At 63.5% G+C, this 23,079-nt stretch carries 22 protein-coding genes; 5 read left to right on the top strand and 17 right to left on the bottom strand.

All coding sequences use genetic code 11. The features are described 5' to 3' along the window. Positions 1-595: 595 nt before the first annotated feature. The gene (locus BM083_RS17090) at positions 596-904 is read right to left on the bottom strand and encodes a non-histone chromosomal MC1 family protein (protein WP_009367311.1); all 309 of its coding nucleotides are present in this window, start codon (positions 902-904) and stop codon (positions 596-598) included. Positions 905-1,158: 254 nt separating this feature from the next. Here BM083_RS17090 and BM083_RS17095 point away from each other — a divergent pair, with 254 nt between their 5' ends. From BM083_RS17095 to BM083_RS17105, 3 genes are all read left to right on the top strand, one after another. Continuing rightward, positions 1,159-1,356, top strand: coding sequence for a hypothetical protein (locus BM083_RS17095; protein ID WP_009367310.1), 198 nt, complete (start codon positions 1,159-1,161; stop codon positions 1,354-1,356). 82 nt (positions 1,357-1,438) lie between these two features. Continuing rightward, entirely contained in the window at positions 1,439-2,494 is a 1,056-nt protein-coding gene (locus tag BM083_RS17100; RefSeq protein WP_089870972.1) for a quinone-dependent dihydroorotate dehydrogenase, read from the top strand. A gap of 62 nt (positions 2,495-2,556) precedes the next feature. Beyond that, entirely contained in the window at positions 2,557-3,924 is a 1,368-nt protein-coding gene (locus BM083_RS17105) for an FAD-dependent monooxygenase (protein WP_089870974.1), read from the top strand. On the opposite strand, the gene BM083_RS17110 is transcribed toward BM083_RS17105, so the two are convergent. From BM083_RS17110 to BM083_RS17160, 14 genes are all read right to left on the bottom strand, one after another. After that, positions 3,914-4,390 (bottom strand): GNAT family N-acetyltransferase, encoded by a 477-nt coding sequence (locus BM083_RS17110; RefSeq protein ID WP_089870976.1) that lies wholly within the window; start codon positions 4,388-4,390, stop codon positions 3,914-3,916. The two genes, BM083_RS17105 and BM083_RS17110, sit on opposite strands and share 11 nt — an antisense overlap. A gap of 46 nt (positions 4,391-4,436) precedes the next feature. Then, on the bottom strand, positions 4,437-7,034 hold the full coding sequence (locus BM083_RS17115; RefSeq protein ID WP_089870978.1) for a valine--tRNA ligase: 2,598 nt from the start codon (positions 7,032-7,034) through the stop codon (positions 4,437-4,439). 87 nt (positions 7,035-7,121) lie between these two features. Beyond that, entirely contained in the window at positions 7,122-8,186 is a 1,065-nt protein-coding gene (locus BM083_RS17120; protein ID WP_089870980.1) for a DUF7972 family membrane protein, read from the bottom strand. Next, positions 8,179-8,430, bottom strand: a complete 252-nt coding sequence (locus tag BM083_RS17125; RefSeq protein ID WP_089870982.1) for a DUF4177 domain-containing protein — start codon at positions 8,428-8,430, stop codon at positions 8,179-8,181. The genes BM083_RS17120 and BM083_RS17125 overlap by 8 nt, the downstream gene beginning before the upstream one ends. A 53-nt stretch (positions 8,431-8,483) precedes the next feature. Continuing rightward, a complete protein-coding gene (locus BM083_RS17130; protein WP_089870984.1) occupies positions 8,484-9,731 on the bottom strand; it encodes a trans-sulfuration enzyme family protein in 1,248 nt (415 codons plus the stop codon). Between the two features lie 182 nt (positions 9,732-9,913). Beyond that, positions 9,914-11,632, bottom strand: coding sequence for a phenylalanine--tRNA ligase subunit beta (gene pheT, locus BM083_RS17135; protein ID WP_089870987.1), 1,719 nt, complete (start codon positions 11,630-11,632; stop codon positions 9,914-9,916). After that, positions 11,632-13,140 (bottom strand): phenylalanine--tRNA ligase subunit alpha, encoded by a 1,509-nt coding sequence (gene pheS, locus BM083_RS17140; RefSeq protein WP_089870989.1) that lies wholly within the window; start codon positions 13,138-13,140, stop codon positions 11,632-11,634. The genes pheT and pheS overlap by 1 nt, the downstream gene beginning before the upstream one ends. A 30-nt stretch (positions 13,141-13,170) precedes the next feature. Then, positions 13,171-13,314 (bottom strand): hypothetical protein, encoded by a 144-nt coding sequence (locus BM083_RS23475; protein ID WP_177197679.1) that lies wholly within the window; start codon positions 13,312-13,314, stop codon positions 13,171-13,173. Between the two features lie 207 nt (positions 13,315-13,521). Next, positions 13,522-13,698 carry a hypothetical protein gene (locus tag BM083_RS23480; protein ID WP_177197680.1) on the bottom strand — a complete coding sequence of 59 codons (177 nt, stop codon included), beginning with the start codon at positions 13,696-13,698 and terminating at the stop codon, positions 13,522-13,524. A 76-nt stretch (positions 13,699-13,774) separates the two neighbouring features. Beyond that, a complete protein-coding gene (locus BM083_RS17145) occupies positions 13,775-14,827 on the bottom strand; it encodes a DUF7972 family membrane protein (RefSeq protein ID WP_245756928.1) in 1,053 nt (350 codons plus the stop codon). A gap of 115 nt (positions 14,828-14,942) precedes the next feature. Further along, on the bottom strand, positions 14,943-15,107 hold the full coding sequence (locus tag BM083_RS22920) for a hypothetical protein (protein WP_177197681.1): 165 nt from the start codon (positions 15,105-15,107) through the stop codon (positions 14,943-14,945). 68 nt (positions 15,108-15,175) lie between these two features. Beyond that, positions 15,176-16,825: a tryptophan--tRNA ligase gene (locus BM083_RS17150; RefSeq protein ID WP_089870994.1), complete on the bottom strand. Its 1,650-nt coding sequence runs from the start codon at positions 16,823-16,825 to the stop codon at positions 15,176-15,178. Beyond that, positions 16,822-17,886, bottom strand: coding sequence for a tRNA-intron lyase (gene endA / locus BM083_RS17155; RefSeq protein ID WP_089870996.1), 1,065 nt, complete (start codon positions 17,884-17,886; stop codon positions 16,822-16,824). Before endA ends, BM083_RS17150 begins: the two co-directional genes overlap by 4 nt. Before the next feature lie 185 nt (positions 17,887-18,071). Further along, on the bottom strand, positions 18,072-18,803 hold the full coding sequence (locus BM083_RS17160; RefSeq protein WP_089871312.1) for a topoisomerase DNA-binding C4 zinc finger domain-containing protein: 732 nt from the start codon (positions 18,801-18,803) through the stop codon (positions 18,072-18,074). Between the two features lie 119 nt (positions 18,804-18,922). Here BM083_RS17160 and BM083_RS17165 point away from each other — a divergent pair, with 119 nt between their 5' ends. Then, a complete protein-coding gene (locus tag BM083_RS17165; protein ID WP_009367292.1) occupies positions 18,923-19,573 on the top strand; it encodes an HAD family hydrolase in 651 nt (216 codons plus the stop codon). On the opposite strand, the gene BM083_RS17170 is transcribed toward BM083_RS17165, so the two are convergent. Both BM083_RS17170 and BM083_RS17175 read right to left on the bottom strand, forming a co-directional pair. Beyond that, positions 19,570-20,241, bottom strand: coding sequence for a response regulator (locus BM083_RS17170; RefSeq protein ID WP_089870998.1), 672 nt, complete (start codon positions 20,239-20,241; stop codon positions 19,570-19,572). The genes BM083_RS17165 and BM083_RS17170 overlap by 4 nt on opposite strands. A gap of 45 nt (positions 20,242-20,286) precedes the next feature. Further along, complete coding sequence (locus BM083_RS17175) at positions 20,287-22,620, bottom strand: DEAD/DEAH box helicase (protein WP_089871000.1); 2,334 nt, start codon at positions 22,618-22,620, stop codon at positions 20,287-20,289. Positions 22,621-22,809: 189 nt separating this feature from the next. Here BM083_RS17175 and BM083_RS24165 point away from each other — a divergent pair, with 189 nt between their 5' ends. Next, entirely contained in the window at positions 22,810-23,079 is a 270-nt protein-coding gene (locus BM083_RS24165) for a DUF7835 family putative zinc beta-ribbon protein (protein WP_449405003.1), read from the top strand.

Below are 23,079 nucleotides of genomic sequence, written 5' to 3' on the forward strand. Positions count from 1 at the left end.
AACAGAGGCGAGTTAGTACCTTAAAGGCACCGAACTTCGCTCGTTCAGGGCTCCGATCGCGGACCGAGTTGAACGGCCCGCAGTCGCAGTGTGTCTGTATTACGTCCGAGTGCACTTAACCACTTAAGGGCACCGGAACGAGCTCGGCGTCGTCGTGTGATTTCGCCGAGTTCTGCGTACTTCAATCCGAGTGCCGTTTCCCACTTAAGGGATTCGGATTTAGGCTCGGAGAGACGGACGGTGACTCGTGGGGTACACGAGTCATCGCACGTCTGGGACGCCCGGGTGACCCGGGCGCCCTTCACATTGCATTCGATGGGAGTGATACGTAAAACGGTGCCGAAGAAAGTCGGCTTCGGCATGCGGTTTCATACCCTACGAGAGAGGCTCACGGAGCTGATGCTGTTGTGCTCGGCTCAAGTGTTCGAGAGAATGTCGCGCGGCTGGAGGCCGGACAGTCATCCCACGCATCTTGCGTCTGGTCTGACCGGGTGTCGGCCGCGCACACGAACGTGCTCGGAGCCGATGGAAAACCCTGTCGAGTGCTGCTTCACGCACGTGCGCGATGAGAAAATGTTTGGCCGGACTCTCGACGCTACTCTTCGAGGTGTTCGATACCCTTCTTCGAGACGTTCGCTTCGGTGATCGTGTCGGGCATCCAGTCGGGTTTGTTGTCCGGCGACGTCTCGTGCCACGCCCAGCCCTCGTAGATGTGGACCTTGTCGGTACCCTTCTCTCGAAGACGAAGTTCGACACGGTCAGTCTCTTCTTCGGACGAGCCAGGTTCCAAACGGCGGGCAGCCTTCAACGCTGCCTGCCGAGGAGTGTTCCCCGAGAACACGCTCGACTCATCACCGTTCGACTCTCGCAGCGCAAAGTTTCGTTTACCGTCGTCGCGTACCATGATTTTACCCTCTATGGCAAGTGACCACATGCCGAGGCATAAATATATCGGCAAAATGAGGACAATAGAGCCAAACGCTTATATACCACAACGCCGCTCTCGGGTGGTTTTCGGACCGACCGAAGCGAAAACCGGACAAAATCAGCGTCGCCAGACGATTGCGCGCACACAGAACAGGCCCAAAATAGCTCAAAATAGGGGAGGTAAACAACACTTATGTATTTGCTACGGTGAACTCTCGATAGACAACCCCGATGGTTCGGAAAAAGAAGCTCAGCCCGAGTGGTGCAAAAGACAAGAACGGCGAGTACCACAACGTCCACCTCAACCTCCACGAAGACGAGCTCGCTGTCGCCGGGATGGAGATCGGCGACGAAGTGTTCGTTCGAGTCCGTGACGGCAAGATCATCATTCAGAAAGCCGACCCGGACGACGTCGAGCACGACTTCTGAACCGCGAGTTCGCTTCGTCGCGACGAGAGCGACAGCGCCCGCTCCGTCGGGTTAATACCGGTTCGGTGATTCTCCACGCGCAATGAGCCTCTACGACGTCGCGAAGCCGCTACTGTTCGCCCTCCCACCCGAGACGGCGCACCTCACGGTCAGCCGCCTCCTCCGCACCGCCCAACACACCCGCCTCGAAGACGTGCTTCGTCGACGATATCTCGTCGACGACGAACGACTGGCCGTCGACCGCTTCGGCCTGTCTTTCGACAACCCCGTCGGCGTCGCCGCCGGCTTCGACAAGAACGCCGAACTTCCCTCGATACTCACGGCGCTCGGCTTCAGTCACATCGAGGTCGGGGCCGTCACCGCGAAGCGACAGCCCGGAAACCCTCGCCCGCGCATGTTCCGCCTCCGCGACGACGAGGCACTCGTCAACCGAATGGGGTTCAACAACGAGGGTGCCGACCGAATCGGTGACCGACTCGACACCCAATCGCTCCCTGACGCGCCCGTCGGCATCAACATCGGGAAGTCGAAAGTCACCCCGCTCGAAGACGCCGCGGAGGACTATCTCTACACCTACGAACGCGTCGCCGACGCCGGGGACTACTTCGTCGTCAACGTCTCCAGTCCGAACACTCCCGGTCTCCGTTCGCTCCAGAACCGCGAGTCACTGGAACAGATTTTCGGGACCCTCCAAGACGCCGGTGCCTCCCCACTCCTCGTGAAACTCTCGCCGGACCTCTCGGAGGGGGCTATCGAGGACGCACTGGCCGTCGTCGACGACTTGGGCCTCGACGGCGTCATCGCCACCAACACCACCACCGAACGACCCGACTCCCTACAGAGTCCCGAGAAAGCAGAGCGCGGCGGCCTCTCCGGGAAGCCACTCGAAGAGCGTGCGACGGGGATGGTCCGGTTCATCGCCGAGCGGACGGACGTCCCCATCGTCGGCGTCGGCGGTATCACGGACGCCGAGGGTGCCTACGCGAAGATTCGTGCGGGAGCCAGCGTCGTCCAACTCTACACGGGACTCGTCTACGAGGGTCCGGGGCTCGCCCGCGACATCAACGAAGGCCTCCTCGACTTGCTCGAACGTGACGGGTTCGACAGTATCGAAGACGCCGTCGGTGTTGACCGCTGAGTACCGCACTCGTTCCCGAGTCGACACTGCACTTTTCTCGTTCTCCGCTGTCTGACAGAGCCATGGAACGAGCGTCGGCGAATACGACGGCCGGTGAGTCGAACAGGAGTCGAACGGACGGAGGGGCCACCACAGAGCAGACGCCGAGTGACTCGACACGTGAACTCGCCGTCGACGTCGTCGTCGTCGGTGCCGGACCGGGTGGCTGCGTCCTCAGTTACTTGCTCGCCCGAAGCGGCGTCGAGGTAGCACTCCTCGAACGGCACGCCGACTTGGACCGCGAGTTCAGAGGGTTCGGCTTCCAACCCGACGTGCTCCGACTGTTCGACGGGATGGGGCTGCTGAAGGAGGTACTCGACCTCGACCACGAGCGAATCGAGACGGGCGAACTCTACATCTACGGCGACCCCTGCGAGATATTCGACTTCGACGACGTTCCCGGCCCGTACAACTACGGCATCCTGATGGAACAGCCGCCACTGCTGGAACTCCTCATCGAGGAGGCGTCGGCCTACGAGAACTTCACCTACTACCCGAGCACGCCGGTCCGTGACCTCGTCGTCGAAGGCGGACAGGCCGTCGGCGTCGACGCCACCGACCGCGTGGCCGACGAGGACCTAACCATTCGAAGCAGACTCGTGGTCGGTGCCGACGGGCGGTTTTCGACTGTGCGGAAGGCCGCCGGTATCGACCCCGGACTGCTCGACTCGGACATCGAACTCCTCTGGTTCAAACTCCCCGACACGGTCGCCCATAGCGCCGCACAGTCACGACTCAACGAACACGGACTCCTCCTCTACTTCGGACTCGGCGGTGGCGAGGTACAACTCGGCTGGTTCGTCGAGAGCGGAACGTATCCGGACCTCCGCGCCGAGGGCATCGAATCGTTCCGAAAGCGACTCGCCGCCGTCGACCCGTCGCTGTCCGCGGCGTTCCCCGGCGCACTGCCTGACTTCGAGCACTGCTCGCTCCTCCACATCGCGCCGGGACTCAGTACGACGTGGGTCGACGACGGACTCTTACTCCTCGGTGACGCGGCCCACGTCGCCTCACCCGTCGGCGCACAGGGAAACGCACTCGCGATTCAGGACGCCGTCGTCGCGCACGCGACGGTGATGAACGCACTCGACCGAGAGCGCGGACGGGATACACCACTTCCGGAGGAACTCCTCCGGCGGTACGTCGACCGCCGTCGCCCGGACGTGAAGCGAGTCATGCGCGCCCAACGACGGGGCGAGAAGATGCTCTCGCTGTACGTCCGCCACGGCGACGCAGTTCCGGAGGCGGTGAAGCGTCCGCTCCTGAAAGCGATGTTCGGGGTCGCCTCGAAGGTTCCCTTCGCCCGGACGCGCGTGGGGCAGAAACTCGTCGAGACGTTCATGTTCGGCCCCGACCCCGTGACCGTCGATACGACGTGGTTCACCGATTGAGACGAGGAGTCGCCGAACACGACATCGCCACGAACTCGTACGCTCCGCCGTTAGTCTCCTGTTGAAACGTCGCCTCCTTCTCGAAGCCGACGGACTCGTAGACGCGGATAGCCCGTTCGTTGAACGTCGCGACGGCGAGTCGGAACTCCTGTGGGTCGTATCGCTCGCGGGCGAAGTCGAGTCCGGCCTCGACGAACGTCACTCCTCGCCCCCTTCCAGTTCGACTCGGCTCCATCCCGAGACCGAGTTCGACGACGTCGTCGACGACGGCGAAGGTGAAGAATCCGGCCAGTCCGTCGTCGTCGTAGACGGCGAACGACCGGTTCTCCCACTTCGATTCGTCGAGAAAGAGGTCGCGGTCTTCGGGGTCGCTCGCCACGTCGTAGAACGAGTACGGCCCCTCGTACGACCAGTCGACGATGACGTGGGCGTCTTCGTGGGTCATGGGGACGAACTGATAGCTCATGGATGTGCAGACGACGAACCGAGAGAAAACAGCGGCGACCGTGAGATTAGTTCTGGACGATGACGAGCGCACCCTCGGCTTCGAGCATCTCGCCCTCGCCGGAGTACTTACGCTCGCGGTTGACCTCGAACAGGTCCGCACCGAGTTCGACGTCGGCGGCGTGGAGCACGCCGTCTTCGATGACGTAGTCGTCCGCTTCGAGCGCGGCCTCGATGTCCGGCACCTTGCTGCCGAACTGCGGGCCGACCTGTGCGTAGTCGAGGTCGATACCCGTGACGACCGACTCGATTTCGGGTTCCTCTTCTAAGGTTTCCAGCGTGTCGACGTGCATCACGCGGCTGATGTCTTCCTCCAGACCGGCGATGTTGCCGTAGACCTGCACCGTGTCGACTTCGGCGTTCATCGACAGTTGGTTGTCGGTCTTGTACTTCCGGAGCACGCTCACGACGGCCATCGCCGTCTCGCCGGCTTCGAGGTCGGCCTCCACACCGACCGGTTCGGGCCAGTCGGCGCGGTGGACGCTCGTCTCGGCGTCGTACATGTCCCGCCACAGTTCCTCCGTGATGTGTGCGAGGAACGGCGCGAACAGTTTCAGGAACGTCTGGTGGGCGGTCCGGAGCGTATAGGCCGCAGACACGTCGCCACCGTCCTGCAGTCGCTGTTTGGCGATTTCGAGGTAGTCGTCACAGAACGTGTGCCAGAAGAAACTCCGCAGGCTGTCGCGAGCCTTCGAGAACTCCCGGTTGTCGAGTTTCTCGGTGACGAACTCGACTTCGGCGTCGAGTTCGGCGAGAAGCCACTTGTCGATGGGTTTGAGGTCTGGCTCGTCGGGCGTCTCGTCGGCGAGATGCTCGACGAGTTTCGACGCGTTCCACAGCTTCCGCATCAGTTTCTCGCCCGCGACGAGTCCCTTCTCTTGGTACGGCAGGTCGTCGCCGATAGCACTGCCGGCGGCCCAGTAACGCGCGGCGTCGACAGGGTACTTCTCCATGACCTCGTCGGGCGAGACGATGTTGCCGAGCGACTTCGACATCTTCACTCGGTTCTCGTCGAGCACCATCCCGTTGATCATCACGGAGTCGAACGGCACCTCGCCGGTGTGCTCGTAGCACTTCACGACGGTGTGGAACAGCCAGAAGGAGATGATGTCGTGGCCCTGCGGGCGCATGTCGAACGGGTAGATTTCGGGGAACTCCATCTGGAACTCCTCTCCGTTCCAGTCCCACCCGGCGTTGATGAGCGGCGTGAGCGAGGACGTCGCCCATGTGTCGAACACGTCGTCTTCCGGGACGAGTTCGCCGTGTCCGCACTCGGGACACGAGTCGACCGGCGGGTCGTCCGAGAGCGGGTCGACCGGCAGGTCCTCGCGTTCGGCCATCACGGGGTGGTCGCAGTCTTCACAGTACCAGACCGGGAACGGAATCCCCGACGAGCGCTGTCGGGAGATGGCCCAGTCCCACTGGAGGCCTTCGATCCAGTTTTTGTACCGCGTGAACATCTTCTCCGGGAACCACTCCATCTGCCGACCGGCTTCCAGATACTCGTCGGTCTTGTCGAGGAGTTTGATGTACCACTGGTCTTTGACGAGGAACTCGACGCTCGTCCCACAGCGTTCGTGGACGTTCACGGTGTGGGTGATAGCGCGCTTGTCGAGCAGGACATCCGCGTCGTCGAGGTCCGAGACGATGGCTTCGCGGGCTTCGGTCGAGGCGTGCAGACCGTCGTACTCGCCCGCGACTTCCGTCATCGTACCGGATTCGTCGATGGCGATACGGAGCGGCAGGTCGTGTGCTTGGTACCACTCGATGTCGGTCTGGTCGCCGAACGTACAGCACATGACGAGGCCCGTCCCCGTCTCCAGGTCGACGCGTTCGTCTTCGAGGATGGGAACGGTCTGGCCGAACAGCGGCACTTCGGCCTCTTCGCCGACCAGATGCTGGTTCTCGTCGTCGTCGGGGTGGACGAAGACGGCGACACAGGCGGGCAGCAGTTCGGGGCGCGTCGTCGAGATGACGAACGACTCGTCCGAATCAGCCACCTCGAAGGCGATGTCGTGGAAGTGCGACGCCTGTTCGTCGTCTTCGGTCTCCACTTGCGAGATGGCCGTCTCACACTCGGGACACCAAATCGCCGGAGCACGCTGACGGTACTCGCGGCCTTGGTCGTAGAGTTCGATGAAGGAGAGCTGAGAGATGCGCTGGACGCGTGGCTCGATGGTCTGGTAGGTCTGGTCCCAGTCGATGGAGACGCCGATGCCCTGCATCTTCTCGTTGAAGTCGGCCTCGTACTCGGCGGTGACCTCGCGGCACATCTCCTGGAACTCGCGGCGGCCGAAGTCCTGATGACGAACGTCGAGTTCGTCTTCAGTCAGACGTTCGGAGGCGATTCCGTTGTCGTCGTAGCCGAAGGGGAAGAAGACGTCTTTCCCCTGCATCCGGTTGAACCGGGCGACGACGTCCTGCAGAATCGAGCCGTAGACGTGGCCCCAGTGGAGGCTGCCGGATACCGTCGGCGGCGGCGTGTCGATCGAGAAGACGGTGTTCGGGTCGACGGCTTCACCTTGGTAGGCGTAGGTGTCTTCGGACACCCACCGGTCTTGCCACTTGGATTCGACGGTCTCAGAGTCGTATTCTCCACTCGGCATTCTTGGGTTGTGCTCGGCCTGCGTCGCTGTTAAATACCTCGGTTAGCCGGAGCGAAGCGAGCGAGGCCGTCGAACGTGGACGCGGACTCACCGCTGGGAGTCTCGCAGGATGAGTGGGCCGATAGCGAGCGTCCGCTTCGCGACGGTGGCGACGCGGAAGATGTACGAGATGAAGATGAAGAAGGGGAGGAGCGTGAGCGTAAACGCTCCTACCGTGACCCACGTGATGTCGTCGACGCCGAGCGTCGTCCCCGGGAACGACCCATCTCCGACGAACATGAACATCGCGCCGGCGACGACGAGGGCCGGAACCGCCGCGTAGAGGATGTACTGTGAGAGGTTGACGAGCGCCCACTCGAAGTACAGCGTCTTGATGTGTTCCCGCGCCGGCCCGAACATCGTCAGCGAGGTCTTCAGGTCGTGGAACGCCTCTTCTTCCTCCCGAGAGAGGCTGTCTCCGAACTCGTTCACCATCCGGTCGACCTGAAACACCTTCCACGAGTAGTTGTAGTCGAGCGCCGCATAGACCACGTCGAAGGTGCCGAACTGCGACCCGTCGAGTTTCTCGCGCACCGTCTCGGCGTTCCCGTCCAGACTGTCGACGAACTCCTCGAGTTGCTCCTGTAACTCGTCGGGAGCGGAGTCACTCTCGTGGATGAGTCGGTCGAGTCTCTCCGCTCGGTCCTGGCTCTCGGCGACGAGCGCCCGGAGGAAGTTCGAGGGGTCCGAGGGAGCGGTCGACCCGAGCATCTCCTCGGTGTACGTTCGGAAGTCCTCGGCGTTGCTCATCCGTCGCCGTTGGTCGCCGAGCGGACCGTTCTCCTGCGAGAGGACGAGTTGGTTGATACTGACGACGAGCGTCGTCCCAGTGACGATGACGCTTATCATCGTCGTGAACCCCGTCTCGATGGTGTCGCCGCGCTGGATGCTCAACTGTAACGAGGGGTAGAGGACGACGGAGAAGACTATCAGACTCGCGAAGACGAGGACCGACAGGAGCGCGACGAGACCCAGTCGGTTGGCGCTGAGGAGCACCCAGACCTTCAGGCGACTCTCGTCGGCGCGGGCGCGCATCGTGTTCTCCGTCCCGATAGAGTCGCCTTCACCGTCGTCGTTGTCGTCGTCGTCGCTCCCGCCCTGACGGTCAGTCACGGTGTCTCCGTTCTACGCTGTCGGGGGCGTCGTCCGTCGACTCGTCGCGATACGGCCGTTCGAACACGAGGTACTTCGTCCCGCCGCCGACGTACTCGACCGTCTCGACCAGTCGCCACCCCTCTGCGGCGAGGTCGTTCAGTTCGTCACTCGGGTCGCGGGCCTCCTTCTTCGCCGCTTCGCGAGGCGGACGAATCGCCCGATACTCCCATCGGTCCGTCGAATCGCCGGCGTCGTCGGTCATGTCTCATCGTCCACGTCGATTGTCGATAAGCGTACTTGCCGAGCGTGTCGCACTCAGTCCGACGCCGAAGGGGTCGTCTGTGTCGCACCGGACGCATCCAGCGCGTCGAACCCGCGGTCCAAGTCCGCGAGCAGGTCGTCGACGTGTTCGACACCGACCGACATCCGAAGCAACGAGTTCGAGATACCGAGTAAGTCGCGGGCCGTCTGCGTCAGCGGCGAGTGCGTCATCGTCGCCGGATGTTCGACGAGCGACTCGACGCCGCCGAGACTCACCGCCAGCGGGAACTCTCGAAGCGCACCGAGGAACTGCTCGACGCCGTCGAGGTCCGCGTCGAGCGAGAACGAGAGCACGCCGCCGTACCCCGACATCTGCCTCCGCGCGAGGTCGTGTTGCGGGTGGCTCTCCAAGCCGGGGTAGTGGACCGCCGTCACCGACTCGTGGGCCTCCAGATACTCGGCGACGGCCATCGCGTTCTCCTGGTGGCGCTCCATCCGAAGCGGGAGCGTCTTCGTCCCGCGAAGGACCATGTAGGCGTCGAACGGCGAGAGCATGTTCCCCATCCCGACCTGTTGGAGGAACCCAATCTCGCCGGCGAGTTCCTCGTCGTTCGTGACGACGGCGCCGCCGACGGAGTCGCTGTGACCGTTGAGATATTTCGTCGTACTGTGGACGACGACGTCGGCCCCGAGTGCGAGCGGTTGCTGGAAGTACGGGCTGACGAACGTGTTGTCGACGCCGAGTTTCGCTCCCGCGTCGTGGGCGACGTCGGCCAACGCCTCGATGTCACAGAGATGCATCAGCGGGTTCGTCGGCGTCTCCATCCACAGCAACGTCGTCTCGGGCCGCACCGCGTCGACGACGGCGTCGACGTCGCGGGCGTCGACCAGCGTCACGTCGACGTTCAACCGCTCCTCGAACAACCGCGAGAGCATCGTCTTCGTCCCGCCGTAGAGGTCGTCGAAGGCGACGACGTGGTCGCCGGGTTGGACCGTCGCCATGACCGTCGAGACGATTGCGGCCGTCCCAGAGGCGAACGCCATCCCGAACTCGCCGCCCTCCATGGCCGCCAACCGATGTTCAAGCGCGTTCCGCGTCGGGTTCGAGAGACGAGAGTAGAGGTACTCGCCCGCGTCGGGGTCCAAGCATTCGAGGTCCGCGTCCGGGTTCAGGCCGCCGACGGCGTACGTCGAGGTCAGGTGGAGGGGGACGACGACGTCCTCGGCGACGTCGCTCATCGTCGACCCGTGCTCACCGTGGGTCACGCTCAGCGTCTCGAACCGTTTATCGTGAATATCCATTATAGAAACAGATGAGAACGCGTGTGGTAAGCGTTTCGCAAGTATTGCCGATATTATTCGAGAGAATGCTGTATCGGCTGGACATTCACTCCAGTTATTCGAGCGAGCATTCGGTGTATCCGGTATCGAGCGAAAAGAGGGCAGAAGGGAGAAAGAGAGAACGACGGTGTCGGCTGTGTCGACTACTCGCCGGCCAGCGCGTCCAGTCGGAACTCGAAGGCGGCGACAGGGAGTTCCAAGTCGTGTTCGACGAGCACCTTCGGGTGGAGTTCGCCGACGACACCCACCTCGTCGCCGTCGACGACGACGCTCGCGACGCGACCCGAGATGAACGACGGATGCTCCGTCGCGGGCGTCTCCAGTTCCACGTCGAAGTCGCGACAGAGCGCCTGCAGGCGACCCTTCGCGTCCTCGTACGTCGCGTCGTAGCGAGCGAGCACGCCGGCCACGGTGCGGTGTTCGGCGACGTTCGTGTTCTCAGAGTCGTCGCGTTCGGCCGCGAGGCCGATTTCCGCGAGGTCCTGCGGGTACGCTCGGTGCGTGTTGTTTTCGAGGACCATCATGAGCGACGGGAGCGCCCACGAGCGGAGTTGGGTGTAGTCCTCGGAGTACGGTTCCGTGATGTCGATGGGGTCGCCGCCGCCGACTACGTCCGACCCGGCCTCGACGTTCATCCGCTCGTAGTTCTCCTCGCCCGAAATCATGTGGAAGTTCAGCAGGTCTTCGAAACCGAGTCCGACGAGACTCCGGCGCGCGGCGTCTTCGAGTGTCGAACGCTCGTGTCGGCCGCCGACGGTACCCACGTCGGGGTATCGCGGCACGAGGTCGTTGAACCCGTAGGCGCGGCCCACGTCGTCGACGAGGTCCACGGGGTGCAGCACGTCGACGCGGTACGGCGGAATCGACACCTCGTAGGCCGTCTCCTCGGCCTCGTCGTCGAGTCGGGCATCGAGACCGCTTCGCTCGAACAGGTCGATGGTCTCGCGCTCGTCGAGGTCGATGCCGAGCATCGTCTCGATGCGCTCGTGCGTGACCGTCTTGGTCCGCACGTCGAAGTCCGGTTTGACAGTGGTGCCGTCCGGGTAGTCGACCTCGACCTGCTCGATCGTCGCCCCGCGGGCGTCCAGCGCGTAGCAGATGATGTTGCACATGTGGTCGATGGTCCACTGGTCGGTGCCCGTGAGTTCGACGAACAGGTCGCGAGAGTCCGTCGAGACTTCCGTTCGGCGGCCGTTGATGACCGGCGGGAACGAGAACAGACCCAGTTCGTCGTAGATGGCGGGAAGTTTGTCGTAGTCGGCGACGACGTCGGCGTACTTCCGTCCAGTCGGATGCTCCTCCAGCACCTGTCCGGGCGTCAGTTCGCGGTCGGAGTCGAGTGCGACGAACGTGTCGCCGTCCGGGTCGATGCCCTTGTAAGTGATGGAGTTGCCACCCTCCTCGTTGAGCATCTCGCCTTTCAGCATCGTCAGGTCGTGGATGCCGATTGCGCCCTTGACGCGCTTGCGACCCATCGTCGCGTGCAGTTTCTCCTGTAACTGGATGATAGAGTCCAGTCCCTTCTCCGAGAGGTTGGCTCCGCGAATCACCGCGCCGGTGACGTACGGGCGTTCCTCGGGGACGGACTCGTCGACTTCGATGGTCCAGTCGGGGTCGTTCGTCTTCGGGACGGCGACACCGCGGTCGTCGCCGTAGTGGTAGCGCAGCGACCGAGCGACGCCTTCGACAGAGAGTCGGTCGAGTCTGTCGGGACCGAACTCCAGTTGCATCAGGCCGTCCTCGGTGTCGCCCTCGTACTCGAGGCCGAGACCGAACAGGTCCTGTTTGAGTTGGTCGTCGCTCTTCTCCTCTTTGCCGGTGAGTCGGCGCAGTTCGTCAGGGTCGACGTCTACGACAGGCATCAGTGAAGCACCTCGGTTTCCCGCAGCAGTTCGAGGTCACACAACGTCCCGTGGACGTCACGGATGTCCTCGAAGCCGTACATCAGCATCAACAGGCGTTCGAGCGCGAGACCCCACGCCATCACGTCGCACTCGACGCCAAGCGGTTCGAGCACCTCGGGGCGGAACATCCCCGAGTTGCCGATTTCTATCATCTCGCCCGTCTCCGGATGTCGACCGAACAGTTCGAACGACGGCTCCGTGTAGGGGTTGTAGTGCGGCTTGAACTGGATGTCCGTGATGCCGAACTGCCGGTAGAACTCCTCGAAGGTACCCATCAGGTCACGCACCGACAGGTCCTCGGCCATCACCCACCCCTCTATCTGGAAGAACTCCAGTAGGTGCGTCGGGTCGAGCGTGTCGTTGCGGTACACCTTCTCGACCGAGAAGTACCGCTGTGGCGGTTCTAACTCGCCCTGTGCATAGCCTGAGAGGTAGCGCATCGACAGCGACGTGGTGTGCCCGCGCAGGGCGACCTGTCGCGCGAAGTCTTCGGACCACGGCGAGTGGTAGCCGTCGCCGTCCTCGCCGACGCCGTTTCGGTGGGCGTCTTCGACTCTGTCGACGAGGTCTTCGGGAACCTCGTGAATCGGCGGGACGTCCAGTGCGAAGCGGTCCCAGTGGGTTCGCGCCGGGTGGTCCTGCGGCATGAACAGACAGTCGTTGATCCAGAAGTCCGCGTCGGCGTGCGGCCCTTCCATCTCCTTGAACCCCATCCCGACGAGCGTGTCCTTGACTCGGTCAGCCGTCTGCCGGAGGATGTGCGTCTTGCCGCCCTGCGCCGTCGGCGCGTCGGCCTCGACGTTGTACTCGGTGAATTCTACATCCTGCCACTCGCCCGTCGTCAGCATCTCGGGCGTCAGGCGGTCGACGGTCTGAGCGGCTTCGACGCCCTCCATCAGTGCCGTCACGCCGTCTTCGGTCAGCGTCACCGAGCGAACGGTCCGCTCGTCGCGAGCGACGAGGCCTCGACTCTCCAGTTGGTCGAGGACCGCGTCGTCGACACTCCCTGCATCACCGTCGGCGACGGCGGCGAGTGCGGCGGCCTCCTCGTCTGCGTCGGGGTCAGCGTCCGGGTCGGCGTCGACCTTTCCGCCGTCGATGACGCCGTAGCCCTTGCGTGCGAAGTTCGAGAGGGCAATCTGTACCTTCGGGCCACCGAGACCCGAGGCACCGATGAGTTGGCCCATCTCGACGGGGTCCTCGTCGGCCCCGGCGTCGAGAGCAGCGCGGTAGAGACGAACCTCCGGGAGACCGTCTGCGAGGTACTCCTCGCCCTCGTCGGTGAGCGTCGCGCTCGTCTCGACGGTCTCTTCGACGGCGACGAGACCGTCGTCTCGGAGGTCGAACGCCGCGCCCGTCACCGTCTCGGGTTTCAGACTAGTTGCCTCCGCCAGTTGGTCGATTGTCTGTGCGTCTGTCGCGCTCGCGGCTTCTAACACCGCGACTTGTGATTCCGGAAGTCGCATGTGGTCGTTGATTCGGATACCGTGTGGTCGTCAGTTAGCAGTTCCGGGACAGTCGTCCGCGGGTCCGCCGTCAGTCGGCGACTCGTTCGGACTGCCGCGCCGAGTCGAACGGGTTCGCACGTCGGGTCGCTGTGCGGGAAGTGAGTCCAGCACCGCGACGGCGACGAGGTCCACCGTCCGTCCTAAGAACGGTTGTAAGTCGGTCCGGTCTGTCGGCGACTACCGGACCACGGGTACAACCGTCCTTAGCAGACGCCGAAGAAGAACCCGAACCCATCGGTCGTCAGTTCGCGAACTGGCCTCACAACGTCGGGTTCGGACGTCATACACGAAAGATACCTGTGAGACCTGAAAACGGTTGCGGACTCGTGAGAGACGGTCTCACGCTCGACGCTGGAGTCTCCACCCGGCGACCGCACCGTCGTCGAGACCGGAGACGACGACGAAGAGGAGGGACGCGACGAGCGCGGCACCGGCCATCGCGTAGCCAGCGGCGACGGCGTGCGACTCGCCGCGAGAGAGAGACTCTCGGGTCGGAAAAGGAGGGGGGAGGGCCACAGTCGAAGTTGGCGAGAGCAGACGATAGGCGTTCTGCTCCAGCAGAGAGTGTGTCTGCCAGGTCGGCGGCGCTTGGTTAGTCGAACTTCGGGCCATCCTCGGCGAACAACTCCTCTTCGTTGAGGGTGAACCCGGTCGACTCCAGCGAGTACTTCGAGACGGTGACGATGCGGAGCATGTACGAACTCAAGAGGACGTACGGCGAGAGCGCGACGACGAACGCGAGGCTGATGTAGAGCAGGCGTGGTTGGATACCGAAGGCCGACAACGTCGGAAAGAGGCCAGCATCGATAGCGAGCAATACGTAGGACGTGAAGACGATGACGGGAAGCGAGAGGACGAGCAGGTCACTCGAGAGGTTACGCAGTTCTCGCTTGAAGTAGAGCGTCGCGTAGTACTCCCGTCCGGACGCGAAGAACGTGAGAATCTCGGTGAGGTTCTGTAGGAGTCTGGACTCCGTCTCGCTCAGATGCTCTCCGTGTTCGACTTGAATCCGCCGTGTCGCGTTGATGTCGCGAGCGTAGTCGTACTCGAGACTGGCGAGGAGCAGCGTCGATATCCGCTGGTTCTCCGTCCGGAGGCGAGCCTCTATCTCGGACACCTCGGCTTCGAGTCGGTCGGCCAGCGACAGCAGTTCGTCGCGCAGCGGTCGGTTCGTGGTCGTCGACGCACTGGTCCGGAGTTTCTCCGTCTCCGCACGGATAGCCTGCAGGATGAACCAGAAGAACGCTCGCAGACCCGCCGGACTCACGCCCGACCGTGCGAGTTTCTCTAACTCGATTTGGAACCCGATGGAGTCCTCGATTTGGGCTTGCTTCACTTGCAGCGGCGCGAACTCCTGAGACAGCGCGGCGATGTTGATAGAGAGGACGACAGAGACGAACAGGATGACGCCACCGAGCAGCGTGTTGAACAGCGTCTGGACGGCACGCGTCTCTCTGACCAGCGTCTCCATCTCGAACTGCCACGCCGTGCCGACGGCGAGAAGCCAACAGAAGATGACCGCCGAGAGAAGCAGTGTGAGACTGCGACGACTCCCGTACAGGAGGACCCACTGCACGGGCCGTCGGACAGCACGGTGTGACCAACTCCGTCGAGACGCGACGGTTCCCGTCTGGTGACGGCTCATGAAAACGACCTCAGAACAGTACTCATTGATTTTCCTGACCACTGAGACGGCGTTCTACGATATCAGTCCCTCGGCCAAGCGAACGGCCCAAGAGTGTCGGATTCGGCTACCGTCTTCACTCCCACGTGGCGTGCTGGAAGACGACGCGGTATCCATCGGGGTCTTCGAACGACCCGAGTACGTCGAACCCGCGACCGTCGCGGTAGAAGGTGACGACTGCATCGAGGTTGTCTGTGGGACGAGCGACACGGAAGTGCGCAGTAGACAGCGGTGTCGACATACGAATACGAACAGTACCGCGTGAGCGCGAGAAAACAGTTCGGTCAGGTGGAGTCGGTCGAAAATCGCTTACTCGCCGTTCGGGGCGACACCGCGACGGTCGGACTCCAGCGAGAAGTCCAGATTCTCCAGAAGCTCCTCGGCTTCCTCGCGTTTCTCTTGATGGTCTTCGAGGAACTCCTCCATCAACTCGGCGGCCTGTTCCTTACAGCCACCACAGAGCCGTTCGCCGCCGACACACTCGTCGTAGACTTTCTTGGCGAACTCGTCGTCGTCGCCCGAGAGGAGGTAGGCGTAGAGTTCGTAGACGGGGCACTTGTCGGCCTCGCCGCCGAGTTCGCGCTGTTCTTCGGCCGTCGAGCGGCCACCTGTCGTCGCCGACTTCACCTTGTCGTAGCCGTCTTCGGGGTCGTCGAGCAGGCTGATGTGACTCGCCGGAATCGACGAAGACATCTTCCCGCCGGTCAGGCCGGTCATGAATCGGTGGTAGATAGAGGACGGCGGGATGAAGCCGTAGCCGTCGTTGTCGAGTTCTATCTCGCGTGCCAACTCGTCGGCTTCGGTGCGTGAGAGGTCGAAGGCGTCGACGTGCTCGTCGAAGACGCGCTTCTCGCCCTCGACGGCTTCGACGAGTGCGTCGAACGCCCCCTCGGTCGCGTTCCTGTCGAGGAAGCGCGTCCGGGGCCGGAGCGGTTCCATCCCGGCGTTCTTCAGCTTCACAATCGCGCGTGCCGTCGGCGTCGCGTCGGCGGCAGCGCCGAACGTGTCGTCGTACCGTGGCCGGTCCTCGAAGTCGACCGCGTCTGTACCCGATTCGAGGAGAACGGCGGCGTCGACACACCGGACGTCGTGGTCGTCGTCGACGAGTTCGCGCAACTGGTCGTAGGCGTCGGCGACGACGAGTCGCTCGGCCGTGTCGAGTTCGAAACTCGCGTACGCCTCGGTGACTTTGAAGAAGCGCATCCGAGTCGCGAGGTCACGCGCGAACCGGACGTGGGGGTCCTGGTCGGGGCCGACCGGAATGACCGTCGGTTTCGGTTTCTCTACCTGCGGGTAGAGGATGTCCGCCATCTGGGTGACGACCGACTGCATGTGCGAGACGTTGGTCTCGCCGTCGAAGCCGTAGATGGCCTGAAACTCCGAGAAGTTGGCCTTCCCGCCGAGTTCGAACGCGAGGTCCTGCAACTCGCGGTTCTGACTCTGCCGGTACAGGGTGCCGTCGTCGACGTCGAAGCCGAGTGCGACGAGCGAGAGGAGGTAGTCGCGGGCGTGTTCGTCTATCTCGTCCCACGTCAGGCCGCGGGCGGAGTGCGCCTCCAAGTCGGCGATGAGCCCGTAGGCGTCGCCGCCCTGCTGTTGGTGCCAGATTATCTCGTCGAATACCAACTTGTGACCGATGTGCGGGTCGCCCGTGGGCATGAATCCCGAGAGGACGGCGAAGTCGTCGCCGTCGCGCATCGCCTCGGCGACGGGGCGGTAGTCGCGGTGGCCGAAGATGACGCCGCGACGCATCAAGTAGTGCGGGTTGGGGACCTCGTCGAGCAGTTCGTCGAACTCCTCGATACCGAACTCCTCGAACAGTTTGCGGTAGTCCGAGACGGTCGACGACCCCCACGGGTCGAGTTGGACGTCGTCGGCGCCAGCGGTGTCCGTCTCGCCGCCGTCGGTCCGCATCTCTTCGTCTTGCACGTCAGTCTCAGAGTCCGTGTCTCGGGTCATGGTGTAAGTCGGGCGACCGAAAGCCAGTCTATGCCTTCGTTGGCGTCGGTCAGCGCAAAAACCATTCGCTTCCGTACCCCACCGGCGAGGCGCACGTCGAGCGCCAAATCGCGCGGTGCGAACACGTGCTCTGGAGGAAGGACGCGAATCAAGTGCTCGGAGTGCGAGAGATTGGAGACCGACTCCACCTCGTCGTAGGTTCGGAAGTCCGCGCCGAACTTGTAGCCCGTCTTGGGAACGACCTGTCGGTCCCGCAGGGTCGAATAGACCGCCAGTCGCCGGTCGAACCGCTCGCCTTCGACCTCGCGGCCGCGTTCGACGATTGCCTCGTAGTCCTGGGACTCGTCGACCGAGAGCACGCCGTCGTCTGCGAGCGACGCCGCCTCGACCAGCGAGAGTTGAATCGCCCCCTCGATGTCGGCGTCGCGGCCCGTCAGCGGTTGGCCGTAGAAGCCGTACTCGTAGAGCGACTCGGGCGCGTTCCAGACGACGACGCGGTCGTCGAGCAGTACACCAGACAGCGACTGCGACGGCGTGAAGTCGGTCGCCCCGTCCAATTTCGGCGTCGTCGCTTCGAGATACGTCAGTTCACTCTCCTCGTCGACGACGGCGAGCACGAGTTCCTCGTCGAGCAACTCGTCCGCCGGAACGGATTGTCGTTCGCCGACGACCCGGACCCGGTGTTCGACCCGTCCCTCGTCCGGTCCCGTCCCGCGCGGATGGACCACGAAGTCGTAATCCGCCTGCCCGGATGCGTCGCTCACGCCGGGCCACCCCTCGCGCGTCGGTGAGATGTAGAACCCTCGCCCGCGTAGGTCGATGTAGACCAGAAACCGGAGCGCGAAGCGCTCGCCCGCTTCCGTGGAGGCGACGAAGAACTCCTCGAACCCCATCCCGTCGACGGTGTCGACGTCGCCGCGAAAGAGGAGGTGGGCCGCCTCGACACGCGAGAGGTCGATGTCGTTGCCGCCGGCCGGTCGGCCGTAGCCCCGCGAGTCGTGGAACCGCTGGCGCGCGTCGCCGCCGACCCGCACGACGTCGCCCTGTAAGTGTCCGTCCATGGTGGAGGAACCGGGAGAGACGGACAAAGGGGCGTCGGTGTCCCGTGGCGACCTCCTACCGTGGGACGAGACAGTGTCTCACGGTGATGTCCCTACCGTGAGACGACTCGGTGTCTCACGGCAATTCACTGCCGTGGGACGACACAGTGTCTCGCGGCGACTACCTGCCGTGAGACGACTCGGTGTCACCCCTCGAATCGCTCGCACGTCCCGTCGAGACAGCGCCGTCCGGCGGCCGTCTCGAACACGGGCAGCCCGCAGTCACAGTCGTCGACGACGACGCCCGTCGGAAGCGAGAACGCCGTCTCGCAGTCGGGGTAGGCGTCACAGCCGGCGACGAGGTGACCGCCTTTGCCGCGGACGATTCGGAGGTCCGAGCCACAGTCCGGACAGGTCCACTCGCCGTCGAACCGCTCGGTGACGTGTTCCGGCAGCGAGTCACAGCGGTAGTCGGTACACACCTCGAAGACGGCGCCGCGTTCGACACGCAAGAGGGGGAGTCCGCAGTCGTCGCAGGTCCGGTCGAGCACCGTCGCACCCGCGGGAAGTCCGTACCTCGCCTCGCAGTCTAGACACCGGACGTCGCCGCCGGTTCGGACGAGCGCACTGTCGCAGTCGGGGCAGGTGCCGACGGGGACACCGGCCGCGGAGACGGGAACATCTCGCCGCGTCGTCGTCGCGTGGGAGACGACGCGGAGCATCTGGTCACCCGCTTGTGCGGTGACCCCGAACCCGTCGTCGTCGGCTTCGATGGTCACGCTGTCGGCGCGGGTCAGCCACGCGACCGGTTGGTAGCCGTCGGCGTCGTGGACGAGGACCGTCTTGTCGGGTTTGACGACGACCACGACGTGGCCTCGCTGGGTTCGGTCGCGCGCGCCTTCGAACGTGACGGTACAGTCGCCGGCAAAGAGTCGCATCGTCTCGGTCACGAGAGGCGGTGGTCCCGTCTTCGGTGTTAAACTTCGAGGACGCCCAGGTGTCGAAGTCGCCAGAGACGCTTTGTGGCTGGGGTGCGGCCGTCAACACGATGACTGCGATGCCCGACACTCCGACCGCCGTGCTGTTCGACATGGACGGCGTCATCGTCAACTCCGAGGACTACTGGCACATCTTCGAAGAGGAGACGCTCTTCCCCGAGACGCTGGGAGATATTCGCCCCGAGAACGACGAGATTACGGGGATGAACTACCGCGAAATCTACGACTACCTCGACGAGACGTACGGAACGACCGTCACGAAAGCCGAGTTCATCGACCTCTACAACGAGACGTCGAAGACCATCTACGGCGAGCAAGTCGAGATAATGGACGGCTTCGACAGACTGACCGGAACGCTCCGAGACCGAGGGACGAAACTCGCCATCGTCTCGTCGGCGCCCAAGTCGTGGATTCAGACGACCATCGACCGCTTCGAACTCGGCCCGTTCGACCTCGTGTTGAGCGCCGAGGATATCGACGCACCCGGCAAGCCCGAACCGCACATCTACGAACACGCCGCCGCCGAAGTCGACACCGACCCCGAAGACTGCACCGTCGTCGAGGACTCCGAACACGGCGCGACGTCGGCCGCCCGCGCCGGAACCTACGTCGTCGGCTACCGAACCGAGGCGAACGCCGAGACGGACCTGTCGATGGCGGACGTCGTCGTGAACGGACCGCAGGAACTTCGCGCCGAACTGCTAGACTAAGTTCGAGTCGACCGACCAAGAGCTTCGCGCACGAGGCGGAACAGTTCCGTCGGAATCGCGGTGGCACCGACCGCACCTCGTCGGCGTGCCTCTCGCTTGTGCTCTGGCTTGTTTGATCCGGAATAGATGACGAAAGGAGTCCTGTCTCCTGATTCTTGCTTCTCTTCGAGCAGGTTATACCCCGCCCGATCACTTTCAGGTCGGCCCATGTCCGAGATGACGACATCGTACTCCCGCTGTGAGAGTTGGTCAAGTGCCTCATCGGTCGATGTGCACGTCTCGACCGAGATCCCCAGTGCTTCGAGCGCTTCACGCTCGTAGCTGTTGTTTTCTGGTTGATCGTCGACCCAAAGCAGAGAACGACCACCGAGCGTAGTCCCACCGTGTTCCGAGAGAAGGCGGCTTAGTTTGCGGATTTCTTTTGGAACCGAGTCTGTAGAGTCACCCCGCTTTGACCCAACGGCAGCACCTGCGTACGCTGCGGCATCCGCCTCCCGTACGGCTCTTGCTTCGACACCTGCTCCGAAGAACCGGAGTTCGCTTAGATCTTCGAGGAAGTCTCGCACTGGTGGGCCAAACTGGTAGATGAGATACGCCCCGATAATAGGCCACGCGGCCACTTTCAACAACGAAACGAAGAGTTCTAGCCAAGCGAAGAAAGCCGGCATTACAACCGAGTTGTGTGGTTGCCGACAAAACGGTTCTGACAACGACTACTGTACGTCCACGACACGGGACTCGCGGTACGGGAGCAACGGAAGGTCCGGGAACGTGACTTCGACGGTGAACTCCAGTTCGTCTTTCGCGCCGAAGACGCCGACTGGAACGGTCGTCGCGTCCGAGAGGTAGGTCGTCGTCTCGCTCATCTCGACGTCGTTGACCGTCACGCGCAGGCCGACTCGGGCCGACCCGCCGCGGTTCCGGACCGAGACGTCGCACATCTCGTTTTTGCCTAGTTCGATGGTCGTCGGGAACTCGCCCCAGTCGACGTCGATTCGCGGCAGCGACCGCGCCGCCTCGACGACGCGCTCTGCGACGCCGGCGCTCATCCCCGCGCGAGTGAGTTCCGAGACGCCCGCGTCGACGACCTGGGTGGGAGACGTGATGCCGCCGGTCGCGAGCGTGCTCGCCCGACGCGACCCGATGCCGTCGATGGCAGTCAGTCCGACCGCGTCCCGGCCGACGCCGTGTTCGACTCGCGCCTCCACGCGGGAGGCGAGGTTCGCGGCCCGCGGACCGGTGAACCGGTCGAGGAACTCGCGGAGGGCGGCGAGCAGGCGGAGCGCGTTCTGCCGGATGACCCACGCGTCGCTCCGGAGTTCGGAAGGCGTCGACCCGGTCATACTGGCTTCGAGGATGGCCAGCACCTTCCGGTGGCCGTCTTCGAGACTCGTCTCGCCCGTCAGCACCGACTCGACGGCGTCGCTCTCCGACTGTCGGGAAGAGACGGAGTCGAACTCGGCGGCCGCGGCGACCGTCTCCAGAATCGCGTCGACGGTGATGGTCTCGCGCGCACAGAGGTCGCGGAATCGTCGGGCGGTGTCGAGACGGAGGTAGTACTTCGAGGCCAGATTTCCGAGCGGCGTCGCGTCGACGCCGAGGTTCTCGTCGGTGGCGACGAACTCCCGAGAGACGAGCGTCTCCAAGGTGCCGCGCACGCGCTCGCGGAGGTCTTCGAAGTCGTAGCGGTCGGGTTTGTTGCGGGCGCGGACGTAGTAGAACGTCGTCTCCAGCCACGACATCACGTCGTCCAAGTCGCCGATGGTCCCCATCGCGATTTCGGCGTTGAGATGTGAGTCGAGGTCCTCGGCGAGTCGGGACTCTATCTCTTTGCCCTCCTTGAGCAGGCGACGATACTTGTCGGCCTCAGAGCGGTCGCAGACGACCCAGCCGTAGCCGACGTCGTCGTATCCCGGTCGCCCGGCGCGGCCGAGCATCTGGAGCACGTCGAGTGGACTGATGTCGACGTCGCCCTCCAGGGGGTCGTGGTGTTTCGTGTCCCGGATGACGACACAGCGGGCAGGGAGGTTGACGCCCCACGCCAGCGTCGACGTGGAGAAGAGCAACTGAATCTTCCCCTCTTTGAACCACTGTTCGACCTTGTCGCGGTCGGCTTTCGCCAACCCGGCGTGGTGGAACGCGACGCCGTCGAGTACGGACTTCCGGAGGGTGTCGTTCGAGAGTTCCTTGGCGTCGTTGTGGAAGTCGTAGTCGCCGCGTGCGCCGACCGGGATGTCGCGTTGGGCGATTTCGTCTCGGGCTTTCTGGGCGGCCATCACGGAGTCCTGTCGCGAGGCGACGAAGACGAGCGACTGGCCGCCGTCGCGGATGTGTGGTTCGGCGAGGTCGAGTGCACGATAGAGTCGCCGGTACTTGTCGGCGAAGGAGTTCTCGCCGTGCGTGTAGGTCTTGACACCGGCGTGGAGGTCGACGGGTCGATACTCGTCGCCGAACTCGAACGTCGCCTCGGGCGGGGAATCGAGCCACTCGGCGACGTCTTCGACGTTGGGCATCGTCGCCGACAGGGCGACGATTCGAGGGTCGCAGATGCGGCGGAGTCGCGAGACGGTGACTTCGAGGACGCCACCGCGCTTCTCGGAGTCGAGGAGGTGGACCTCGTCGATGACACAGCAGTCGACCTGCGTGATGAACGAGTAGCGTGGCGAGTCGTGCTTTCGCGTGGCCGAGTCCGTCTTCTCCGGCGTCATCACGAGGATATCTGCGCGTTCGGCGCGACGCGGGTTCAAGTCGCGTTCGCCGGTGACGACGTAGACGGAGTAGCCGAGGCTCTCGAAGCGCTCCCACTCGCTCTCCTTCTCGTTGGTCAGCGCGCGCATCGGTGCGATAAACAGTGCGGTGCCCCCGTCGCGCAGGCAGCGACAGATGGCGAGTTCGGCGAGCGCCGTCTTCCCGCTGGCAGTCGGTGCGCTGGCGACGATGTTGTCGTCGCCGTCGAGAATCGCGGGCAGCGCCTCCCGCTGCATCCGGTTGAACTCCTCGAAGCCGAACGCGTCGGCGAACTCGGGGACGGCGTCGGCGACCTTCACCGGTCATCACCGTCGCAGACTGGGGACACGCTCATCGGATACAAACGGGGGGTACGTAGTCAAAGGCGTTTCCGTCCGGGTTCCAGAAGCGAGTGAACCGGTCAGTCGAGCGAACCGGCCTCGGTGCGTGAAGACTACCTCGGCCGCCGGAGGGTCCGACGCTACCGAATCTCCAATCACGGGGCCAGAATGGTTAATATTCAAACAAGCGTCCGCATACCGTCGGACGAACCGAAATACTGCCATCGTCTCGACCGGAATGCCAACGTGAAACAACCAAAGACGATACTCTCGGAGTGGTGCGAACCGTGCGGTGGTGAAACCGACCACGACGTCTCGCTCAGAATAGTTACCGAGAGCAAGAAACCAGTGAACGCGCAGTTCTCACGAGAACCGTACCGAATCACGACGTGTCTGACCTGCGGAGCGAACGAGTCGACACGGATGAACAACCGATAG

It is taken from the genome of Halogranum rubrum (assembly GCF_900114455.1).
GTDB lineage: Archaea > Halobacteriota > Halobacteria > Halobacteriales > Haloferacaceae > Halogranum > Halogranum rubrum.

Coding starts and splice junctions, on each gene's coding strand:
- BM083_RS17090 (WP_009367311.1), bottom strand. CDS start 904: ATGGTACGCGACGACGGTAAACGAAACTTTGCGCTGCGAGAGTCGAAC.
- BM083_RS17095 (WP_009367310.1), top strand. CDS start 1,159: ATGGTTCGGAAAAAGAAGCTCAGCCCGAGTGGTGCAAAAGACAAGAAC.
- BM083_RS17100 (WP_089870972.1), top strand. CDS start 1,439: ATGAGCCTCTACGACGTCGCGAAGCCGCTACTGTTCGCCCTCCCACCC.
- BM083_RS17105 (WP_089870974.1), top strand. CDS start 2,557: ATGGAACGAGCGTCGGCGAATACGACGGCCGGTGAGTCGAACAGGAGT.
- BM083_RS17110 (WP_089870976.1), bottom strand. CDS start 4,390: ATGAGCTATCAGTTCGTCCCCATGACCCACGAAGACGCCCACGTCATC.
- BM083_RS17115 (WP_089870978.1), bottom strand. CDS start 7,034: ATGCCGAGTGGAGAATACGACTCTGAGACCGTCGAATCCAAGTGGCAA.
- BM083_RS17125 (WP_089870982.1), bottom strand. CDS start 8,430: ATGACCGACGACGCCGGCGATTCGACGGACCGATGGGAGTATCGGGCG.
- BM083_RS17130 (WP_089870984.1), bottom strand. CDS start 9,731: ATGGATATTCACGATAAACGGTTCGAGACGCTGAGCGTGACCCACGGT.
- pheT (WP_089870987.1), bottom strand. CDS start 11,632: ATGCCTGTCGTAGACGTCGACCCTGACGAACTGCGCCGACTCACCGGC.
- pheS (WP_089870989.1), bottom strand. CDS start 13,140: ATGCGACTTCCGGAATCACAAGTCGCGGTGTTAGAAGCCGCGAGCGCG.
- BM083_RS17145 (WP_245756928.1), bottom strand. CDS start 14,827: ATGAGCCGTCACCAGACGGGAACCGTCGCGTCTCGACGGAGTTGGTCA.
- BM083_RS22920 (WP_177197681.1), bottom strand. CDS start 15,107: ATGTCGACACCGCTGTCTACTGCGCACTTCCGTGTCGCTCGTCCCACA.
- BM083_RS17150 (WP_089870994.1), bottom strand. CDS start 16,825: ATGACCCGAGACACGGACTCTGAGACTGACGTGCAAGACGAAGAGATG.
- endA (WP_089870996.1), bottom strand. CDS start 17,886: ATGGACGGACACTTACAGGGCGACGTCGTGCGGGTCGGCGGCGACGCG.
- BM083_RS17160 (WP_089871312.1), bottom strand. CDS start 18,803: ATGCGACTCTTTGCCGGCGACTGTACCGTCACGTTCGAAGGCGCGCGC.
- BM083_RS17165 (WP_009367292.1), top strand. CDS start 18,923: ATGCCCGACACTCCGACCGCCGTGCTGTTCGACATGGACGGCGTCATC.
- BM083_RS17170 (WP_089870998.1), bottom strand. CDS start 20,241: ATGCCGGCTTTCTTCGCTTGGCTAGAACTCTTCGTTTCGTTGTTGAAA.
- BM083_RS24165 (WP_449405003.1), top strand. CDS start 22,810: ATGGTTAATATTCAAACAAGCGTCCGCATACCGTCGGACGAACCGAAA.